Origin of the sequence: Streptomyces sp. NPDC058307, from assembly GCF_042880295.1 — a bacterium.
In the GTDB taxonomy this organism is placed as follows: Bacteria; Actinomycetota; Actinomycetes; order Streptomycetales; family Streptomycetaceae; genus Streptomyces.
Genome location: NZ_JBHVYZ010000017.1, coordinates 100,497 through 116,060, shown reverse-complemented (window position 1 = coordinate 116,060; position 15,564 = coordinate 100,497). Strand labels below are relative to the sequence as shown.

The following is a 15,564-nucleotide window of genomic DNA, read 5'->3' as shown; positions in this document are numbered from 1 at the left end:
AGGCTCGTGCCCGTGTTGGCGCCCGGGCCGGAAGAGGGTCAGGTGGTCGTGTGGCCGGTACGGGGCCAGGGTCGTCCGGTCAGCCGCTCGACGTCGGTGTTGAACTGCTCCAGATCGTCGGTGAAGCGTGCCAGGCGCTCCGGTGTCCAGTCCCTGAAGACCTCGGCCAGGCCGGATGCGGAGGTGTCACGTTCGGCCACCAGGCGGCTGAGTCCTTCGTCGGTGATGCGGAACTTGTGTGTGGTGCTCCCGCTCGGGTCGATGGTGCGCTCGACCAGGCCGTTCCTGAGGAGGGCGGCGGTCTGGCGGTTGAGGGTGGAGGGCGCGAGACCGAACGCCTCGACCAGGTCGGGAATCGACATCGGGCGCCCCTCCGCCTCGATCCGGGTGAGAAGGACGTAGGCGCTGCGGTCGAGTGCGGCCTGTTTGCGGGGCCCGCGCGGCGCGGTCATGTTCATGTGCCGGATCAGGATGAGCAGCTCCCGTTCGATCCGCTGTCCTGCCTGCTGCGCGTCCACTGGCGCCTCCTTTGTCTTCTGTCGCCGGGTGAGCCGGTGGCCGGGGCGGGCCTCCGCGCCGCTCACCGGGGCGCGGGCGTCTGTGCATGATACGTGAGGGGTGCTTCATGCACAGCGAGTGCATCATGCGTTCATTGTGCATGATGCACTCTATGTGTATGGTGCACCGCGAGAGGGCTGTCTGAGTCTCGCCCCTCGACATCGACCTGGAGCACGTCATGAATGCACCGACCCCCGTTCGCGAGGCGAGCGGGCGCGAGCCGGGTTCACCCGAGCCGGGTTCGCCTGAAGTGGACAGGAAGATGAAGATCGTCGAAAACGTCTTCCTTTTCGTCATTCCTTTCCTCATGGTCACGATGATGTACGCGACGTACATGGGCACGATGCACTCGCCCAAGACCCGCGACATGCCGGTCGCCGTCGTCGGTTCGGGGGCCGTGGCCGAGGCCGTCGTCGGTGAGCTGGCGTCCGTCCAGGACGGCGCCCTCGACGCCCGGCTGGTCGCCGACCGCTCTAAGGCGCTCGAGCTGCTGAAGGACCGTGAGGTCGCCGGCGTCCTGCAGATTCCCGCGGACGGCGCCACCGAGGCGAACCTCTACACGGCCCAGGGGGCCGGAGCCGCACAGGCGGGAATGGTGAAGCAACTCCTCGTCCCGGTGGCGGCAGGCCACGACTGGACGACAAAGGCCGAGGACGTCGCACCCCTGCCCGCCGGCGACAGCGCGGGCATCGTGATGCTGCTGGCCGCGATCGCGATGATGCTCGTCGGGTACGTCCCGCTGGGCGGGATGACGGCGGCCCTGCCCCATCTGCTCGCCTTGCGCAGGTTCCTGCCGCTGCTGGCCGGCTGGGCGGTGGTGACCAGCACGCTGACCTGGCTGATCCTGGGGCCTGTCGTGGGCGCCATCGACGGGCACTATCTGGAATTCGTCGGAGTCGCCCTGCTCGCGACGAGTGCCGTGGCCCTCGGTCAGCTGCTGCTGGTCAAGGTCATCGGCGGGCTGGCGGTGCTGCCCGGCATGCTCATGTGGGTCGTCTTCGGGGTGCCTTCGTCCAACCTCGCCATGTCGATCCACTCGATGCCCGGGTTCTTCGGCTTCCTGCACGACGTGCTGCCGATGCCTGCCGCGGGTGAGGCGTTGCGGTCGATCTTCTACTTCGGCGGCCGGGGAGTCGGCCCGCACCTGCTGACGCTCGGCGTCTGGCTCGTCGCGGCCCTCGCGCTCGCCTTCCTGGTGGAGCGCCGCAAGGGGGCCGCTGGCCCGACGGCCGACGCCCCGGACGCCCCGCTGCCCGCGATGGCCGGTGGGCCGGTGCGCTCCAAGCGGGTCCGGTACTTCGCGGTGGCCGCCTTTCCGCTGACCATCCTCACCGTCGTGGTCGGCCTGATGAGCGCCTCCATGCACCAGCCGCAGATCCGGGACATGCCTGTCGTGGTCGTCGGCGCTTCCCAGGAACAGGCCACGCAGGCGGCCGACGGGCTCAAGAACGGTCTGGGCGACCTGCTCGCCCTGACCACCAGCACCTCCGTCGGTGAGGCGACGGACCAGATACGCGAGGGCAAGACCGTCGGTGTGTACGTCCTGCCCACCTCGAAGGACGGCGCGGCGACGCTCTACACCTCCTCGGCCGCGGGCGCCAGCCAGCACAGCGCGCTGCGGGGGATGTTCCAGCAGATCGCGGCGAGCGGGCACACGCAGCTGGAACTGACCGACGTGAAGCCGCTGAACGACTCCGACTCCAACGGCAGCAACAGCATGTACGCGGCCATGTCCTGGATCATGTCCGGCTTCCTGATCATGGCGGTGATGCGCGGCGGCGCACCGGAGATCAAACGGCTTCGGCAGCTCCTGCCGATGCTGGCCGGCTGGGCGGTCGGCATGTCCGTGTGGCTGTGGTTCCTGTTCGACGTCCTGATCGGAGCGATCAACGGTCATGCCTGGTCGATGATCGGATTCGGAGCACTGACGATCTTCAGCATCTCGATGTTCACGGGAGTCTTCACACGCACCCTCGGCATCGCCGGCGTCATTCCCGTGCTGGTGATCGCTCTGATGGCCGGGGTCCCCGCCTCCGGCGGAGGCATCTCGATCTACATGGTCCCCGGGATCTTCCGCGACCTGCAGGACATCCTGCCCCTGCCCGCCGCGGTCGACGTGGTCCGCGCCACCGTGTACTTCGACCACACCGGCGTCGGCGGCCACCTGGGGACCATCGCCCTCTGGGGCGCCGTGTGCCTGCTGCTCCACGTGGCCATCGACTGGGCGATCGCCCGCCGCGACCGGGGGCGCGGCACGGACGCGGCGGACGGCGGCCCCGGCGGCGACCAGACGGCCGAGGCGCTCACCCTCGCCCCGACCGGACCGGCGTCGCCCGAGCCGCCGCCGCGCACCGTCGCCCTGCGCGGCAGGCGGACCACGCGCCGGAGATCCTGACCGGGCAACCGTCCCAACGGTGCCCGCCGGTGCGGCGCGAGATCACGAAGCCAGAGTCGATCAACGGTCACGCGTGATGATGGACGTCGCCACCCGTAGGAACCGGCTCCCGCCCCCCACCGTCTGCCCCTGCTCGTGCTCGACGACGCGCGAACCGCCCACGGGCTGTTGCGTGAACTCGCTCCGGCCGGCACGACGAGTCGTTCCGCGCAGCAGTGTCGGCGGACATGAGGGACTGGTACCGGCGGATGGACGACACCGGCGCACTGGTCCGCCCCTCGACCGGGACGGGAACCTCGATCACGAGATCCGGCGCGTGGTCTCCGGCGAGGTGAAGCTCTTCGAGGAACTCGTACCGGTCCCGGACCGGGGCCGGTACGCCCTCGCCCGCAACCTTCTCTGCTCGCGCACCGAACACGCCCGCCGGGCCGCTCGGTTGGTGCCCTCGATCCAGCCGCGTGCGCTGCGGCTGGTGAGGGACCTGGCCGAGGACAGGCCCGGCGGGCGGGCTGGGAGTTCAGATCAGGCCCAACTCCTTGTCACTTAGGGCCACTTGGAAGCGGGCGGTGGCCTGGAGGTGTCTCAGCAGCTCCCCGACCCGCCCAGCGGTAGGTGCGGACGGAGATGCCGAGTTCACGTGCGCCGACCTCATCCTTGTCGGCGCGCGACATGGCTTGGGGCACCTTCAGAGGCGTGCCGTCCAGCAGGACGGGATCGAGCAGCGTCGAGGCCTCCAGCGCCTTCGACCAGCAGAGGCCCGCACCCCCGGATCATCAGGATCTGCGAGCGCCAGGGCGTCCCCCTCGTGGCCGACCTCGCCTACCAGGGCGCCGGCCCCTGGCTGACCACCGCCGTCAAACGGCGGCCCCGCCAAGAACTCACCGAGACCCACAAGACCGTCAACCGCGCAATCGCCCGGACACGAGTCCCCGTCGAGCGAGGCGTCGCCCGGCTCAAGACCTGGCGGATCTTCCGTCGCGCCCGCTGCAGCCCGAATCGAATGACGTCAATCACCAAGCCATCCTCACCCTGGAGCGGCAACGCTGAAAACGCTCAGTCACCCAGCTGGTGACGGTGAGGAGACCCGCACTGCGGCACCGGCAGGAAGGCCGGCGCGCACCTCCACAAGGCCCTCGCGGACAAGATCGGGCAGCGCGAGGTCACGGTCGCCTCGTGCCCACATCTCGATGGACGTTTGCAGCACGGCGGCCGCCGCGGCGGCCAGCAGGCGCGGGGTCAAGTCCCGTCGGACCTCGGCGCCGATGCGCTCGGCGATGAGTTCCGCCAGCTGCCGGTCGATACGTTCGTACGTGACCAGGTGCTGCGCCCGCATCGACGGATCCTCGTCGACCACGCGCAGCAGCGAGCCGATGATGTGCCGCTGGTCGGCGAATGCCGCGGCGAAGGCCGGGAGCACCTGGGTGAGGGAATCCCACGGCGGTTCCTCGACGGGCCTGGCGCGCAGGGCGTCCAGAAGGCCAGGGCCCGTCTGCGCCAGGCTGTAGAGGATCGCCTCCTCGCGACTCGCGAAGTAGTTGCGAAACGTGCGCGGCGACACGTTCACCTCTGCGGCGATCGCCTCCGGGGTCGCCGCGTCGAGCCCCCGCTCAACCATCAGGGACCAGGCCGCACGGCTCAACGCCGCACGTGTCGCCAGCTTCTTTCGCTCACGCAGGCTCGGCTCTCTCTTCATGTCTGAACCTTCACAGATTTTTTCCAAGTTGGCAATCTTTCATTCTTGGCAAGATCGAGTGAGCGGTCTAATCTCGTGCACGGCGGCAGGTCGCCACGAGCCTGGCACTGGATGAATCCTGCGGCTGCGCGAATGGCCCCGGCGCAGGGTCGGTGAAGGGTCGGTGCTCAGGCGACCCTTCACCGAATTTGAAGCGGAACCTGCTGGTCAGTGAGATGAGTTGCGTCTCACATCACCCCCACCTCTGATACTTACGGGAGTAAGTCATGCCCAATGTCATAAGCCGATCGCGAACAACCACGGTGATGGTCGCCGTCGCGGGCAGCGCCCTCGCAGCCCTGCTGCTGCCGCAGGCCCACATGTCCCCCTCCGCCGGTGACCAGCGCGTAGGCGCGATCTCCGTGGATCCCTCATGTTCTCGCTCCACCGGGGGCAACCCCAACCCCAGCTGTCCTCGGGGGTAGGCCAATAGCCGACCTGGCACGTCGGCTGCCGCCCTTCGGGACGTCCAGGTGCCAGGCTGAATGTCGCCGGCCTCCGTCGGGGTGCGCCGGTAGTCCGGCTTCTGCCGCTTCGGGCGGCGGGGCTCGGGCGGGTAGTAGTGGCTCGCCGGGTAGTGCGGGTAGGCGTGCGGGTCGGCGGCCTCCCGATTGACGACGTCGGCCGCCGTGCAGCAACGGGGGCCGACGTGCCAGTTCCTCTTCCCAGTTCGGCAACCTGCCGGTAATTCGCTGCACCGCCGCTCCTCGCGCCCGGTCCAGCCCGGAGCCTCACCCAGGGCTACATGTCCGTTCGCCGTAGCTATACGAGAACAGGGCCGTGAAAGTCTCTTCGGTGGGAGGAACGAGGGCAGGCGTCGCGATTTGGGCCGGTGCAGGCCAAGGAGATGACGCTGTCTTCGAGAACGATCAGTCCCGTGCTGCTTCGAAGGAGGCGGGTTGTCCGCTTCTGCGCGGGAGCTTCGGCGGGTGAGCGGCCGTAGCGAGACCCGGCTCGCTTCCCGACCGAGAGTCCGACCGGATGTACGACGAGCACTTGTGGGGTCACCGAAGACGAACTCGCCGTCGTGCTTGGGCGGTCGACCACCCTTGGGATCGTAGGCCCGCGGCGGTGTCGGCCGACGCATCACCCGGTCGGAGCGGAGCCGGCCAATCTCAACGGGCAGTGTCCCCGGTTGGCCGTACTCGATCGTGGCCGCGCGGTCGCCTCCGGCGACGTCGCGGTCCTGCCACGGCACCGCTCCCACGCCCTGGCCAGCGACCCCTCCGCACCCGTACGCCCTCATTTTGAGGTGCCGCGCTCATGATGAGTTTCTCCGACTCTGGGGTGTCCCCACAACAGCGGCATGTGACATAGTACTGGCGTGAGCAAGCGACTGACCTGCGATGTCGTGGTCGTCGGTGCCGGGATGGTGGGCGCGGCCTGCGCCCTGTACGCCGCCCGGGCGGGCTTCGACGTGATCGTCGTCGACCGCGGTCCGGTGGCCGGCGGCACGACCGGCGCCGGTGAGGGCAATCTCCTGGTCTCCGACAAGGAGCCGGGTCCCGAGCTCGAACTCGCCCTGCTGTCCGGCCGGTTGTGGACCGAGCTGGCGCAGGAGGTCGGCGAGGCGATCGAGTACGAGCTCAAGGGCGGCGTGGTCGTCGCGTCCACGCCCGACGGCCTCGCGGCGCTGGAGCGGTTCGCGACCGGGCAACGGGCGGCGGGTGTCGAGGCGGTAGGGGTGGACGCGGACCGACTCCGGGAACTGGAGCCCCACTTGGCAACGGGACTCGCGGGCGGTGTGCTCTATCCCCAGGACGCGCAGGTCATGCCGACGCTGGCCGCCGCCCATCTCGTACGGGCCTCGGGTGCCCGCCTGTTGACCGGTACGACGGTGACCGAGGTGCTGCGCGGTGCCGGCGGTGCCGTAGGCGGGGTGCGGACGGACCGGGGTGACATCCACGCGCCCCATGTCGTCAACGCGGCCGGGACCTGGGGCGGTGAACTGGCCGCGCTGGCGGGAGTGGCCCTCCCCGTGCTCCCCCGGCGCGGTTTCGTCCTCGTCACCGAGCCGCTCCCCCGCCTGGTCCGCCACAAGGTGTACGCCGCCGACTACGTGGCCGACGTGGCCAGCGACTCGGCGGCTCTGCAGACCTCGCCGGTCGTCGAGGGGACGGCGGCGGGGCCCGTCCTGATCGGCGCGACCCGTGAACGGGTGGGCTTCGACCGCTCGTTGTCGCTTCCCGCGCTGCGGGCGCTGGCGGCGGGCGCGACCCGGTTGTTCCCTTTCCTGGAGCGGGTGCGCGCGATGCGGACGTACCTCGGCTTCCGGCCGTACATGCCCGATCACCTGCCCGCGATCGGCCCCGATCCGCGGGTGCCCGGGCTGTTCCACGCGTGCGGGCACGAGGGCGCGGGCATCGGACTGGCCACCGGCACCGGGCAGTTGATCGCCCAGGTGCTGGCCGGGAGCGCCCCCGAACTGGATCTCGCCCCCTTCCGGCCCGACCGTTTCCCCGCCTCCCGCTCCTTTCCGCCCGGCTCCGAGGAGGCCTCGTGAATCCGCTGGAACTGGTGGGCGCCGAGCCCGGTTCCGCCTTCATCGTCACGTTCGACGGGCGGGAGATCGAGGCCCTGCCCGGCCAGACCGTCGCCGCCGCGCTGTGGACGGCGGGGATCACCTCCTGGCGCACCACCCGGGGCGAGGGCCGCCCGCGCGGGATCTTCTGCGGCATCGGCGTCTGCTTCGACTGCCTGGTGACCGTCAACGACCGCCCGAACCAACGGGCTTGCCTGGCACCCCTGCGGCCGGGCGACGCGATCCGCACGCAGGAGGGGACGGGCCACCATGAGTGAACGGCACCTGGCGGTGATCGGCGCGGGCCCGGCCGGGCTCGCGGCCACGCTCGCGGCGGCCGCCCGTGGCGTCCACGTCACGCTGATCGACTCGGCGGCGGAGGCGGGCGGGCAGTTCTACCGGCAGCCCGCGCCGGGGCTCGGCGCCCGTCGCCCACAGGCACTGCACCATCAGTGGCGCACCTGGGAGAGACTGCGGGGCGGGCTCCATGCCCACGTGCGGGCAGGAACCGTACGGCACTTGACGGACCATCACGTCTGGTTCGTCGAGCGCCGGGGTGCCGCCGGACTCACCGTGCATGCGCTCACCGGCCCCGCTCTGGAGGAACCAGCCGAGGTACACGCCGACGCGGTCCTCCTCGCCATCGGCGGCTACGAGAAGGTGCTGCCCTTCCCCGGCTGGACCCTGCCCGGTGTCGTCACCGCGGGCGGGGCGCAGGCCATGCTCAAGGGCGGGCTCGTGCTGCCCGGCCGTACCGCTGTCGTAGCCGGGACCGGACCACTGCTGCTGCCCGTCGCCACCGGGCTCGCCGCGGCGGGCGCGACGATCGCCGCGCTGGTGGACTCGGCCGACCCGACGTCGTTCGTACGGCGGTCCCGGGCGCTGGCGGGCCGGCCGGACAAGCTGGCCGAAGGGGCCGGATACGCGGGCCGCTTGCTCCGTCACCGGGTGCGGACGCTCCTGCACCACACCGTCGTGGAGGCGCACGGCGCCGAGCGGCTGGAGGCGGTCACGATCGCCGCCCTCGACCGGGACGGGCGGGTGCGCCCGGACACTCGACGGCGGTTCGTCTGCGACACCCTCGCCGTGGGCCACGGCATGCTGCCGCACACCGACCTCGCGGACGCGCTGGGCTGCCGGGTCGACGGGACGGACGTGTACGCCGACGACGAGCAGCGCACCGACGTGCCGGGCGTGTGGGCGGCGGGCGAGACCACCGGCATCGGCGGCGCCGCCCTGTCGCTCGCCGAGGGGCACATCGCCGGCCGGTCGATCGCGGCACGGCTGGCCGGGCGGGCACCGGATCCGGGTGAGTGGGCGGCCGCCGCACGTGCCCGCGAGAAGCTGCGGGCCTTCTTCGCCGCCGTCGACTCCGTGTACGCGCCGCCCGCGCACTGGGCCGAGCAGGTCACCGACGAGACGGTGGTGTGCCGTTGCGAAGAGGTGTCGGCCGGTGCGGTGCGGGAGGCGGTCCGGGAGCTCGGGGCCGGTGATCTGCGGACCGTGAAGCTGCTCACGCGGGCCGGGATGGGCTGGTGCCAGGGCCGGGTGTGCGGGCCCGGGGTGGCCGGAGTCGCCGGGTGCGCGCAGACGCCGGGCCGCAGACCGTTCGCGCGTCCGGTGCCGCTGGGCGTGCTGGCACGGGCCGGAGAGACCGAGGAACAGTGACATGTCACACCCTATTGAGGGTTGTCATCCCCTCACCCTCTATCGAGATGGGATCCATATGACCACCAGCCTTCGTCCGTGGCGCGGAGTCCTCGTCGCCACCGCCCTCCCGCTGAACGACGACCTGTCGGTGAACTACGACAAGTACGCCGAGCACTGCGCCTGGCTGGTCGAGAACGGCTGCGACGGCGTCGTACCGAACGGCTCGCTCGGCGAGTACCAGGTGCTCACCCCCGAGGAGCGGGCCAGGGTCGTCGAGACGGCCGTGGCCGCGATCGGCGGGGAACGGGTGATGCCGGGGGTGGCCGCGTACGGCTCGGCGGAGTCCCGCCGCTGGGCCGAGCAGGCACGGGACGCGGGCTGTGCGTCCGTGATGCTGCTGCCGCCCAACGCCTACCGCGCCGACGAGCGGTCGGTGCTCGCGCACTACGCCGAGGTCGCGAAGGCGGGCCTGCCGGTCGTGGCGTACAACAACCCCATCGACACCAAGGTCGACCTGGTGCCGGAGCTGCTCGCCAAGCTGCACGCCGAGGGGTACATCCGGGCGGTCAAGGAGTTCTCCGGTGACGTCCGCCGCGCCTATCAGCTGGCCGAACTCGCCCCGGAACTCGACCTGTTGATCGGCGCGGACGACGTCCTGCTGGAACTCGCGATCGCGGGGGCCAAGGGCTGGGTGGCCGGCTATCCGAACGCCCTGCCCGCCGCGAGCGTCGAGTTGTACCGGGCGGCGGTCGGTGGCGACCTGGACCGGGCCAAGTCGCTCTACGAGCAGTTGCATCCGTTGCTTCGCTGGGACTCCAAGGTCGAGTTCGTACAGGCCATCAAGGTGTCGATGGACATCGTCGGCCGGCACGGCGGGCCCGTGCGTCCCCCGCGCGTCCCCCTGCTGCCCGAGCAGGAGGCCTTGGTGCGGGCCGCCACGGAGAAGGCCGTCGCCGCGGGACTCGCGTAACTCGTCAAGGAGAGCGGACCATGCGCAGCAAACTCGTCCTGCACGCCGTCGACTCGCACACCGAGGGCATGCCCACCCGCGTGATCACCGGCGGGATCGGCACGATCCCCGGCGCGACCATGAACGAGCGGCGGCTGTACTTCCGTGAGCACCGCGACGACATCAAGCAGCTGCTGATGAACGAGCCGCGCGGGCACTCGGCGATGAGCGGTGCGATCCTCCAGCCGCCGACCCGCCCGGACTGCGACTGGGGTGTCGTCTACATCGAGGTCTCGGGCTATCTGCCGATGTGCGGACACGGCACGATCGGGGTGGCGACCGTGCTGGTGGAGACCGGGATGGTCGAGGTCGTCGAGCCGGTCACCACGATCCGGCTGGACACCCCGGCGGGCCTGGTCGTGGCCGAGGTCGCGGTGGAGGACGGCAGGGCGAAGAACGTCACGCTGCGGAACGTGCCGTCCTTCTCCGTCGCCCTCGACCGCGAGATCGCACTCGCCGACGGGCGGACAGTGACCTATGACCTGGCGTACGGCGGAAACTTCTACGCCATCCTGCCGCTGGAGCAGTTCGGGCTGCCCTTCGACCGCGGCCGCAAGGACGACATCCTGAAGGCGGGGCTGGCCCTCATGGAGGCGATCAACGCCGCGGAGGAGCCCGTCCACCCGGAGGATCCGTCCATCCGGGGCTGTCATCACGTCCACCTGATCGCGCCCGATGCCACCGCCCGGCACTCCCGGCACGCGATGGCCATCCACCCCGGCTGGTTCGACCGCTCCCCCTGCGGCACCGGCACCAGTGCGCGCATGGCCCAGTTGCACGCGCGCGGTGAACTCCCGCTGCACACCGAGTTCGTGAACGAGTCCTTCATCGGGACGCGGTTCACGGGCCGGCTCCTCGGCACCACCGAGGTCGCGGGCCGCCCGGCTGTCCTGCCCAGCTTCACCGGGCGCGCCTGGATCACCGGCACGGCCCAGTACCTGCTCGACCCGACCGACCCGTTCCCGGCGGGATTCGTCCTGTGAGGCCTGAGCGATGTCCCGGCCTCCGGAGCGCGTCGACGATAATGCCCCGTGCCGCGTGGAAAACGCCCGGTGCCGCGTGACATTGCACTCGCACTTGCACCACTAGGAGATGCCCCCTCATGGCCGCCCAGCGATCCAGCACCCCCGCCGCCGCTGCCCCCACCCTGCCCGTCCTCGGCGGCAAGAAGAGCAGCTACCGGGAGCGGGTCGCCGACGCCCTGCGGGCCGCGCTGATCGCGGGCGAACTGCTCCCGGGGCAGGTGTACTCGGCGCCCGCGCTCGCCGGCCGCTTCGGTGTGTCGGCCACGCCCGTGCGCGAGGCCATGCTCGACCTCGCCAAGGAGGGCCTGGTCGACACCGTCCCCAACAAGGGGTTCCGGGTCACCGCGGTCTCCGAGAAGCAGCTCGACGAGTACACCCACATCCGCTCGCTCGTCGAGATCCCGACCGTCGTGGAGCTGGCCTCGACCGCCGACCCGGTCTCCCTGGAGGCGCTGCGTCCGGCCGCCCGGGAGATCGTCCAGGCGGCGGTGTCCGGTGACCTCATCGCGTACGTCGAGGCCGACACCCGCTTCCACCTCGGCCTGCTCGCCCTCGCGGGCAACGCCCACCTGGTCGAGGTGGTCGGCGACCTCCGCAAGCGGTCGCGTCTGTACGGTCTCACCCCGCTGGTGAAGTCCGGCCGTCTGCTGGCCTCCGCCGAGGAGCACCTCGAACTCCTCGACGCGCTGGTCGCCCGCGACGAGCGGGCGGTCCACGAGGTCATGACCCGGCACATCGGGCACGTCAGGGGCCTGTGGGCGGCGAAGTAGGCGATCCCGTACCCAGCCGCCCGCCGACCTGATCCGTCGTCAGGACTTGGCGCACTCCCGCCCGTTGAGGGAGAAGTCGTACGCGGGGGCGTTCTTGCTCTGCCAGGAGGCGAGGAAGCCGAAGGAGAGCGAACCGTCCGCGGGGACCGACTTGTTGTAGTCGGTGGCGCCCGCGGTGACCTTCGCGCCGCTCTGGGTGTAGTCCGCGTCCCACATCTGCGTCACCTTCTGACCGTCCTTGAAGGACCAGGTGACCCGCCAGTCGGCGAGAGCCTCGGTGGTGGTGACGGTGACGGCGGCCTGGAAGCCGTCGGGCCACTGGTTGACGAGGGAGTACTCGACCCGGCAGCTCGGCGTGACGCTCTCGCTGGGCTCGGGTTCCTCGGCGCCGGCGGATGAGGTGCCCTGGGGTTCCGGGTCGGGATTCTTCGCACCCGTGGACTCCGACGGGTTCCCCGTGGGCGTCTTGGAGGTCCCCGCCGAGCCGGGCGCCCGCGATGTGGCGGTGCGGACGGACCAGGTGGGGTTGGCCACCGGCTGGCCGTCGGCCGAGGTGCCGGGCCCGGCGGCGCCGTTCTTCATGTCGTCGCCCGGCATCAGCGACACCGCGAGGGCGAGCAGGGAGACCAGGACCGCGGCGACGAGGAGCCCGTTGCGCAGAGCCTTCGCCTTGTGCGCGCCGGGGTTCGGGGGCCCGCTCTCCAGGGCCAGTGGGCGTCCGGCGCCGAGCCGTACCTCGGCGGCCCGGCGGCGGCGCTCCAGGTAGGCGAGTCCGCCCCAGCCGATCACCCCGCCCGCGAGGGCCGCGGGCAGGCCGCCGCCGTGCAGGCGAAGACAGGCGGCGGCCTCCGCGCACTGCCGGCATCGCGCGAGATGGCGGGAGAGGTCGGGCGGGGTCTCCCCGGAGGTGGAGCGGGTGACGGCGTCCAGCAGCCGGGCGTAACTGCGGCACTGCGCGTCCATCGGCATGTCGAGGTGGTTGCGGTGGCTGCGGTCCCGGAACAGGCCGCGCACCTGGGCGAGTTCGTCGCCCACGGTGGCCGGGTCGAGGCCGAGCCGGCGGGCCACCGTGGGCAGCGGCAGCGCCTCCACCTCGGCCAGCCACAGCAGTTCGGCGTCCGCCGCCTGCAGATCGCGCAGTCCGCGCAGGGCGATGGGGCGCTGCAGCGGCGGGCCGGTGTAGCGGGCGGCCTTGTCGGAGTTGAGCCACAGCCGCAGATCGGGGTCGAGGCGGTGGCCGAGGCCCTGTGTCTCCCAGTCCGCGGCGGTGGTGCGAACGGCGGTGAGCAGCAGGGGGATACGGGGCAGCCGGGCCGGACGGCGGCCGGCGCCGCGGACGGCGGCCTCCGCGTCGCGGGCCTCGCGCATGCCGAGGGAGAACGCCTCCGTGGCCAGTTCAGTGGCGGCGGTGGAGCCGGCCGTGCACAGATCGGCGTACGACAGCACGGCATCCCAGCACTCGGAGAACAGCGCGGCCTCGGCGGCGTCCTGGGGGGTCGGCAGGTCGGGCATGGGTCTCCTGCATCGAAAGCGAAGTCAACTCGCCACACTGGCAAAGGAGTTGGGGGGAACCTCGCGGCAGGACAGGAGCCTTTCACGCCTCCCACACAACTGACAAGCACGCTATTCAAATCGGTTACCGACGGTTCGGTCCACTCCCCCACGACACGGCGCTGCGCGGAGTCGCGTCCTTGTGTACGGACGGGAAGCGAAAACGTATCAATCGCGCCACAAGGAATCAGCCGCAACAGGGAAGCCCGGCCATGGCGGTCGCCAAGCCGGCGCCGGCCCCGAAGTGGGGCCGGCGCCGCTGTCGTGCGGATCAGACCTCGGCCGGTTCCGGGGCCGCCGGAAGGCTGTCCATGAAGGAGCTCACCGAGAACACGGCACGGCCGGGTCCGGGCGGGCCGTACCCGGGGGGCGAGGAGAGACCGAAGTCGTCCATGGTCTGGCGATAGGCCTGGAGCAGCCGGATGTGGTACTCCAGCGGCGCGCCGTGCGGGTTGGCCTTGCCGAGCGGGGTCGTCGGCTCGGGGCACCAGGTGGTGAAGCGGGGCGTGATGCCGTGCGACATGAAGAACCGCAGGCCCTCGGTGGTGGACGCGATGGCCTCGTCGACCGTCTTGAAGCCGAAGGGCTCCGCCATCTCGACGCCCGCGACGAAGTTGGGGATGACGTTGCGCGCCCCGAACACCTCCGCCGAGTCCAGGATCCGCTTGTGCCACACGTCCCGGCCGACGTACCGCTCCTTGCCCGGGCAGTACATCTTGAAGAGGTACTCGTCCCACACCTCATAGTTGGGGTGGTAGATCTGCACGCCATAGTCCTTGAAGCGCTGCACGTCGTCCTTCGGCAGCGCCTGCGCGACGACCTTGCCGATCCAGCGGCCCGGGAAGTGCTCCTCGATGGCCTTCGCGTACATGCCGTAGAAGTCGGCCTCGTCCCGGCCCTGGAGCTTCGAGGTGATCGCGCCGCCGGTGAGCGTGTAGGCGGTGGAGATCTTGTCGGTGTCGTACCGATTGATGATCTCGAGCGCCTCCAGGACCTCGTCCACGTCCTTGACGCCCGTGTACGGTCGCCCGGCCGCCTTGTGCTGGCGCCAGTTGTGGTTGATGTCGCAGTACTGGCACTCCTCCTTGGCGCCGAAGTACTGGCACACCCGGAAGACGGTCAGATAGACCAGGTAGCCCCACTGGATGGTCGGGGCGACCTCCATGACGGACTTCCCGCTGGAGAGCTTGTGCCGGTAGTACTCCGGCATCGGCGGCACACCCACGTCGGCGATCCGCTTGCCGTCGAGGTAGAGCCCGAGCATGCCGGAGTCGTCGGCCGCCACGCGGTAGGGCGAGGCGGGGTTCACCCGCACCGACACCACGGTCCGCCTGAGGTCGTACGGCCCGCCGGTGAGGATGATCTCCTCCGGCGGCCGGCGCAGCGCGGCCTCGCCCAGCTCGGGCAGGGTCCCGTGGTCGAAGGAGAAGATGAAGTACGACTTCGGCTTCACCTCACCCGACTCGTTGTCGCTGAGGGCGGACGGGTCGAAGGCCACGCCACCGCGCAGCAGGTCCTCCTTGAAGACGGCTTCCCGTGGAACCTGCGGGAACCTCTCCATCAGATCCTCGACCAGCGCGGTACGGCTGCCCATCCCGTGTCTCCTCCCGGCTCAGACGTACGACCGACTCCTCACGGTATGCCCTCGCACCGGCATCACCCGTGCCGGGTCCCCGCACGGCGAGCGATGTGGGACGGTATGGGCGTTTCCGGAGGCAGTAGCGGGTCGGGAACGGGCGCGCCCCACACCGACGTGAGCGGAAGCACACCGGCCCACAGCCCCAGTTCGGCGTCGGGTCCGTCGCCGTCGTCGGGCGCGCCGGTGCGGATCTTGACGGAGGCCTCGTCGAGGCCGATCGCGAGCAGCGTGGTGGCCGCGAGCTCCTTCCGGCTCGGCTGCCGGGCGTACGACCACTGTCCGGGGGTCGCGTGTTCGCTCAGCCGGCGCAGGCCCGCCAGCTTCTCCTCGGGGTCGGTCACCTTGCGGGCCTCGCCGTGGATCATGGCGCTGCGGTAGTTGACGCCGTGCTCGAAGACGGACCGCGCGAGGACCAGCCCGTCGACGTGCGTGACCGTGACACAGACGGGCGTACCCCCCGCGAGACTGCGGCTGGCCACCGAGCCGTGCAGATAGAGCTGCCGCTCGTCCCGCCCGTACACCGTGGGCACGACCAGCGGCCGCCCCTCGACCACCACTCCCAGATGGCAGACGAACCCGGCGTCGAGGACGGCGTCCAGATCCGCCCGCTCCAGGCTCCCCTGCTCGCGCAGCCGTCGGTGCCGGGTCAACTCGGTCTGCGGGAGGGTGGCGGGAACGGGTTCAGGGCTCATGCCGAGGCAGGCTACCGAGGGC

13 protein-coding genes and 1 pseudogene are annotated in these 15,564 nt (G+C 70.8%); 9 read left to right on the top strand and 5 right to left on the bottom strand.

Annotated features, from left to right (window positions below):
• Positions 1-38 precede the first annotated feature (38 nt).
• Positions 39-518, bottom strand: coding sequence for a MarR family winged helix-turn-helix transcriptional regulator (locus ACFVYN_RS15430; RefSeq protein ID WP_389997972.1), 480 nt, complete (start codon positions 516-518; stop codon positions 39-41).
• A 302-nt stretch (positions 519-820) separates the two neighbouring features.
• Here ACFVYN_RS15430 and ACFVYN_RS15425 point away from each other — a divergent pair, with 302 nt between their 5' ends.
• The 3 genes and pseudogenes from ACFVYN_RS15425 to ACFVYN_RS15415 form a co-directional block, all read left to right on the top strand.
• Positions 821-2,953 carry an ABC transporter permease gene (locus ACFVYN_RS15425; RefSeq protein ID WP_389997969.1) on the top strand — a complete coding sequence of 711 codons (2,133 nt, stop codon included), beginning with the start codon at positions 821-823 and terminating at the stop codon, positions 2,951-2,953.
• 316 nt (positions 2,954-3,269) lie between these two features.
• Positions 3,270-3,500 carry a hypothetical protein gene (locus tag ACFVYN_RS15420; protein WP_389997967.1) on the top strand — a complete coding sequence of 77 codons (231 nt, stop codon included), beginning with the start codon at positions 3,270-3,272 and terminating at the stop codon, positions 3,498-3,500.
• 219 nt (positions 3,501-3,719) lie between these two features.
• Positions 3,720-4,000: pseudogene (locus ACFVYN_RS15415) on the top strand (transposase family protein); the annotation flags it as partial.
• A 10-nt stretch (positions 4,001-4,010) separates the two neighbouring features.
• Here ACFVYN_RS15415 and ACFVYN_RS15410 read toward each other — a convergent pair.
• Positions 4,011-4,646, bottom strand: coding sequence for a TetR/AcrR family transcriptional regulator (locus ACFVYN_RS15410; protein ID WP_389997964.1), 636 nt, complete (start codon positions 4,644-4,646; stop codon positions 4,011-4,013).
• Positions 4,647-6,009: 1,363 nt separating this feature from the next.
• On the opposite strand from ACFVYN_RS15410, the gene ACFVYN_RS15405 reads away from it, so the two are divergent.
• The 6 genes from ACFVYN_RS15405 (at position 6,010) to ACFVYN_RS15380 (ending at position 11,660) form a co-directional block, all read left to right on the top strand.
• Positions 6,010-7,188 (top strand): NAD(P)/FAD-dependent oxidoreductase, encoded by a 1,179-nt coding sequence (locus ACFVYN_RS15405; protein WP_389997961.1) that lies wholly within the window; start codon positions 6,010-6,012, stop codon positions 7,186-7,188.
• Positions 7,185-7,484, top strand: a complete 300-nt coding sequence (locus ACFVYN_RS15400) for a (2Fe-2S)-binding protein (RefSeq protein ID WP_389997958.1) — start codon at positions 7,185-7,187, stop codon at positions 7,482-7,484. Before ACFVYN_RS15405 ends, ACFVYN_RS15400 begins: the two co-directional genes overlap by 4 nt.
• Positions 7,477-8,874 (top strand): FAD-dependent oxidoreductase, encoded by a 1,398-nt coding sequence (locus tag ACFVYN_RS15395; protein WP_389997955.1) that lies wholly within the window; start codon positions 7,477-7,479, stop codon positions 8,872-8,874. The genes ACFVYN_RS15400 and ACFVYN_RS15395 overlap by 8 nt, the downstream gene beginning before the upstream one ends.
• Positions 8,875-8,932: 58 nt before the next feature.
• Positions 8,933-9,826, top strand: a complete 894-nt coding sequence (locus ACFVYN_RS15390; RefSeq protein WP_389997953.1) for a dihydrodipicolinate synthase family protein — start codon at positions 8,933-8,935, stop codon at positions 9,824-9,826.
• A 20-nt stretch (positions 9,827-9,846) separates the two neighbouring features.
• Complete coding sequence (locus tag ACFVYN_RS15385; RefSeq protein ID WP_389997950.1) at positions 9,847-10,848, top strand: proline racemase family protein; 1,002 nt, start codon at positions 9,847-9,849, stop codon at positions 10,846-10,848.
• Positions 10,849-10,967: 119 nt separating this feature from the next.
• Positions 10,968-11,660 (top strand): GntR family transcriptional regulator, encoded by a 693-nt coding sequence (locus ACFVYN_RS15380; RefSeq protein ID WP_389997947.1) that lies wholly within the window; start codon positions 10,968-10,970, stop codon positions 11,658-11,660.
• Positions 11,661-11,699: 39 nt separating this feature from the next.
• Here ACFVYN_RS15380 and ACFVYN_RS15375 read toward each other — a convergent pair whose 3' ends face one another.
• The 3 genes from ACFVYN_RS15375 to ACFVYN_RS15365 form a co-directional block, all read right to left on the bottom strand.
• Complete coding sequence (locus ACFVYN_RS15375; RefSeq protein WP_389997944.1) at positions 11,700-13,172, bottom strand: cellulose binding domain-containing protein; 1,473 nt, start codon at positions 13,170-13,172, stop codon at positions 11,700-11,702.
• Between the two features lie 310 nt (positions 13,173-13,482).
• Positions 13,483-14,805, bottom strand: coding sequence for a radical SAM protein (locus tag ACFVYN_RS15370; protein WP_389997941.1), 1,323 nt, complete (start codon positions 14,803-14,805; stop codon positions 13,483-13,485).
• A 62-nt stretch (positions 14,806-14,867) separates the two neighbouring features.
• Complete coding sequence (locus tag ACFVYN_RS15365; RefSeq protein ID WP_389997939.1) at positions 14,868-15,542, bottom strand: pyridoxamine 5'-phosphate oxidase family protein; 675 nt, start codon at positions 15,540-15,542, stop codon at positions 14,868-14,870.
• Positions 15,543-15,564 lie beyond the last annotated feature (22 nt).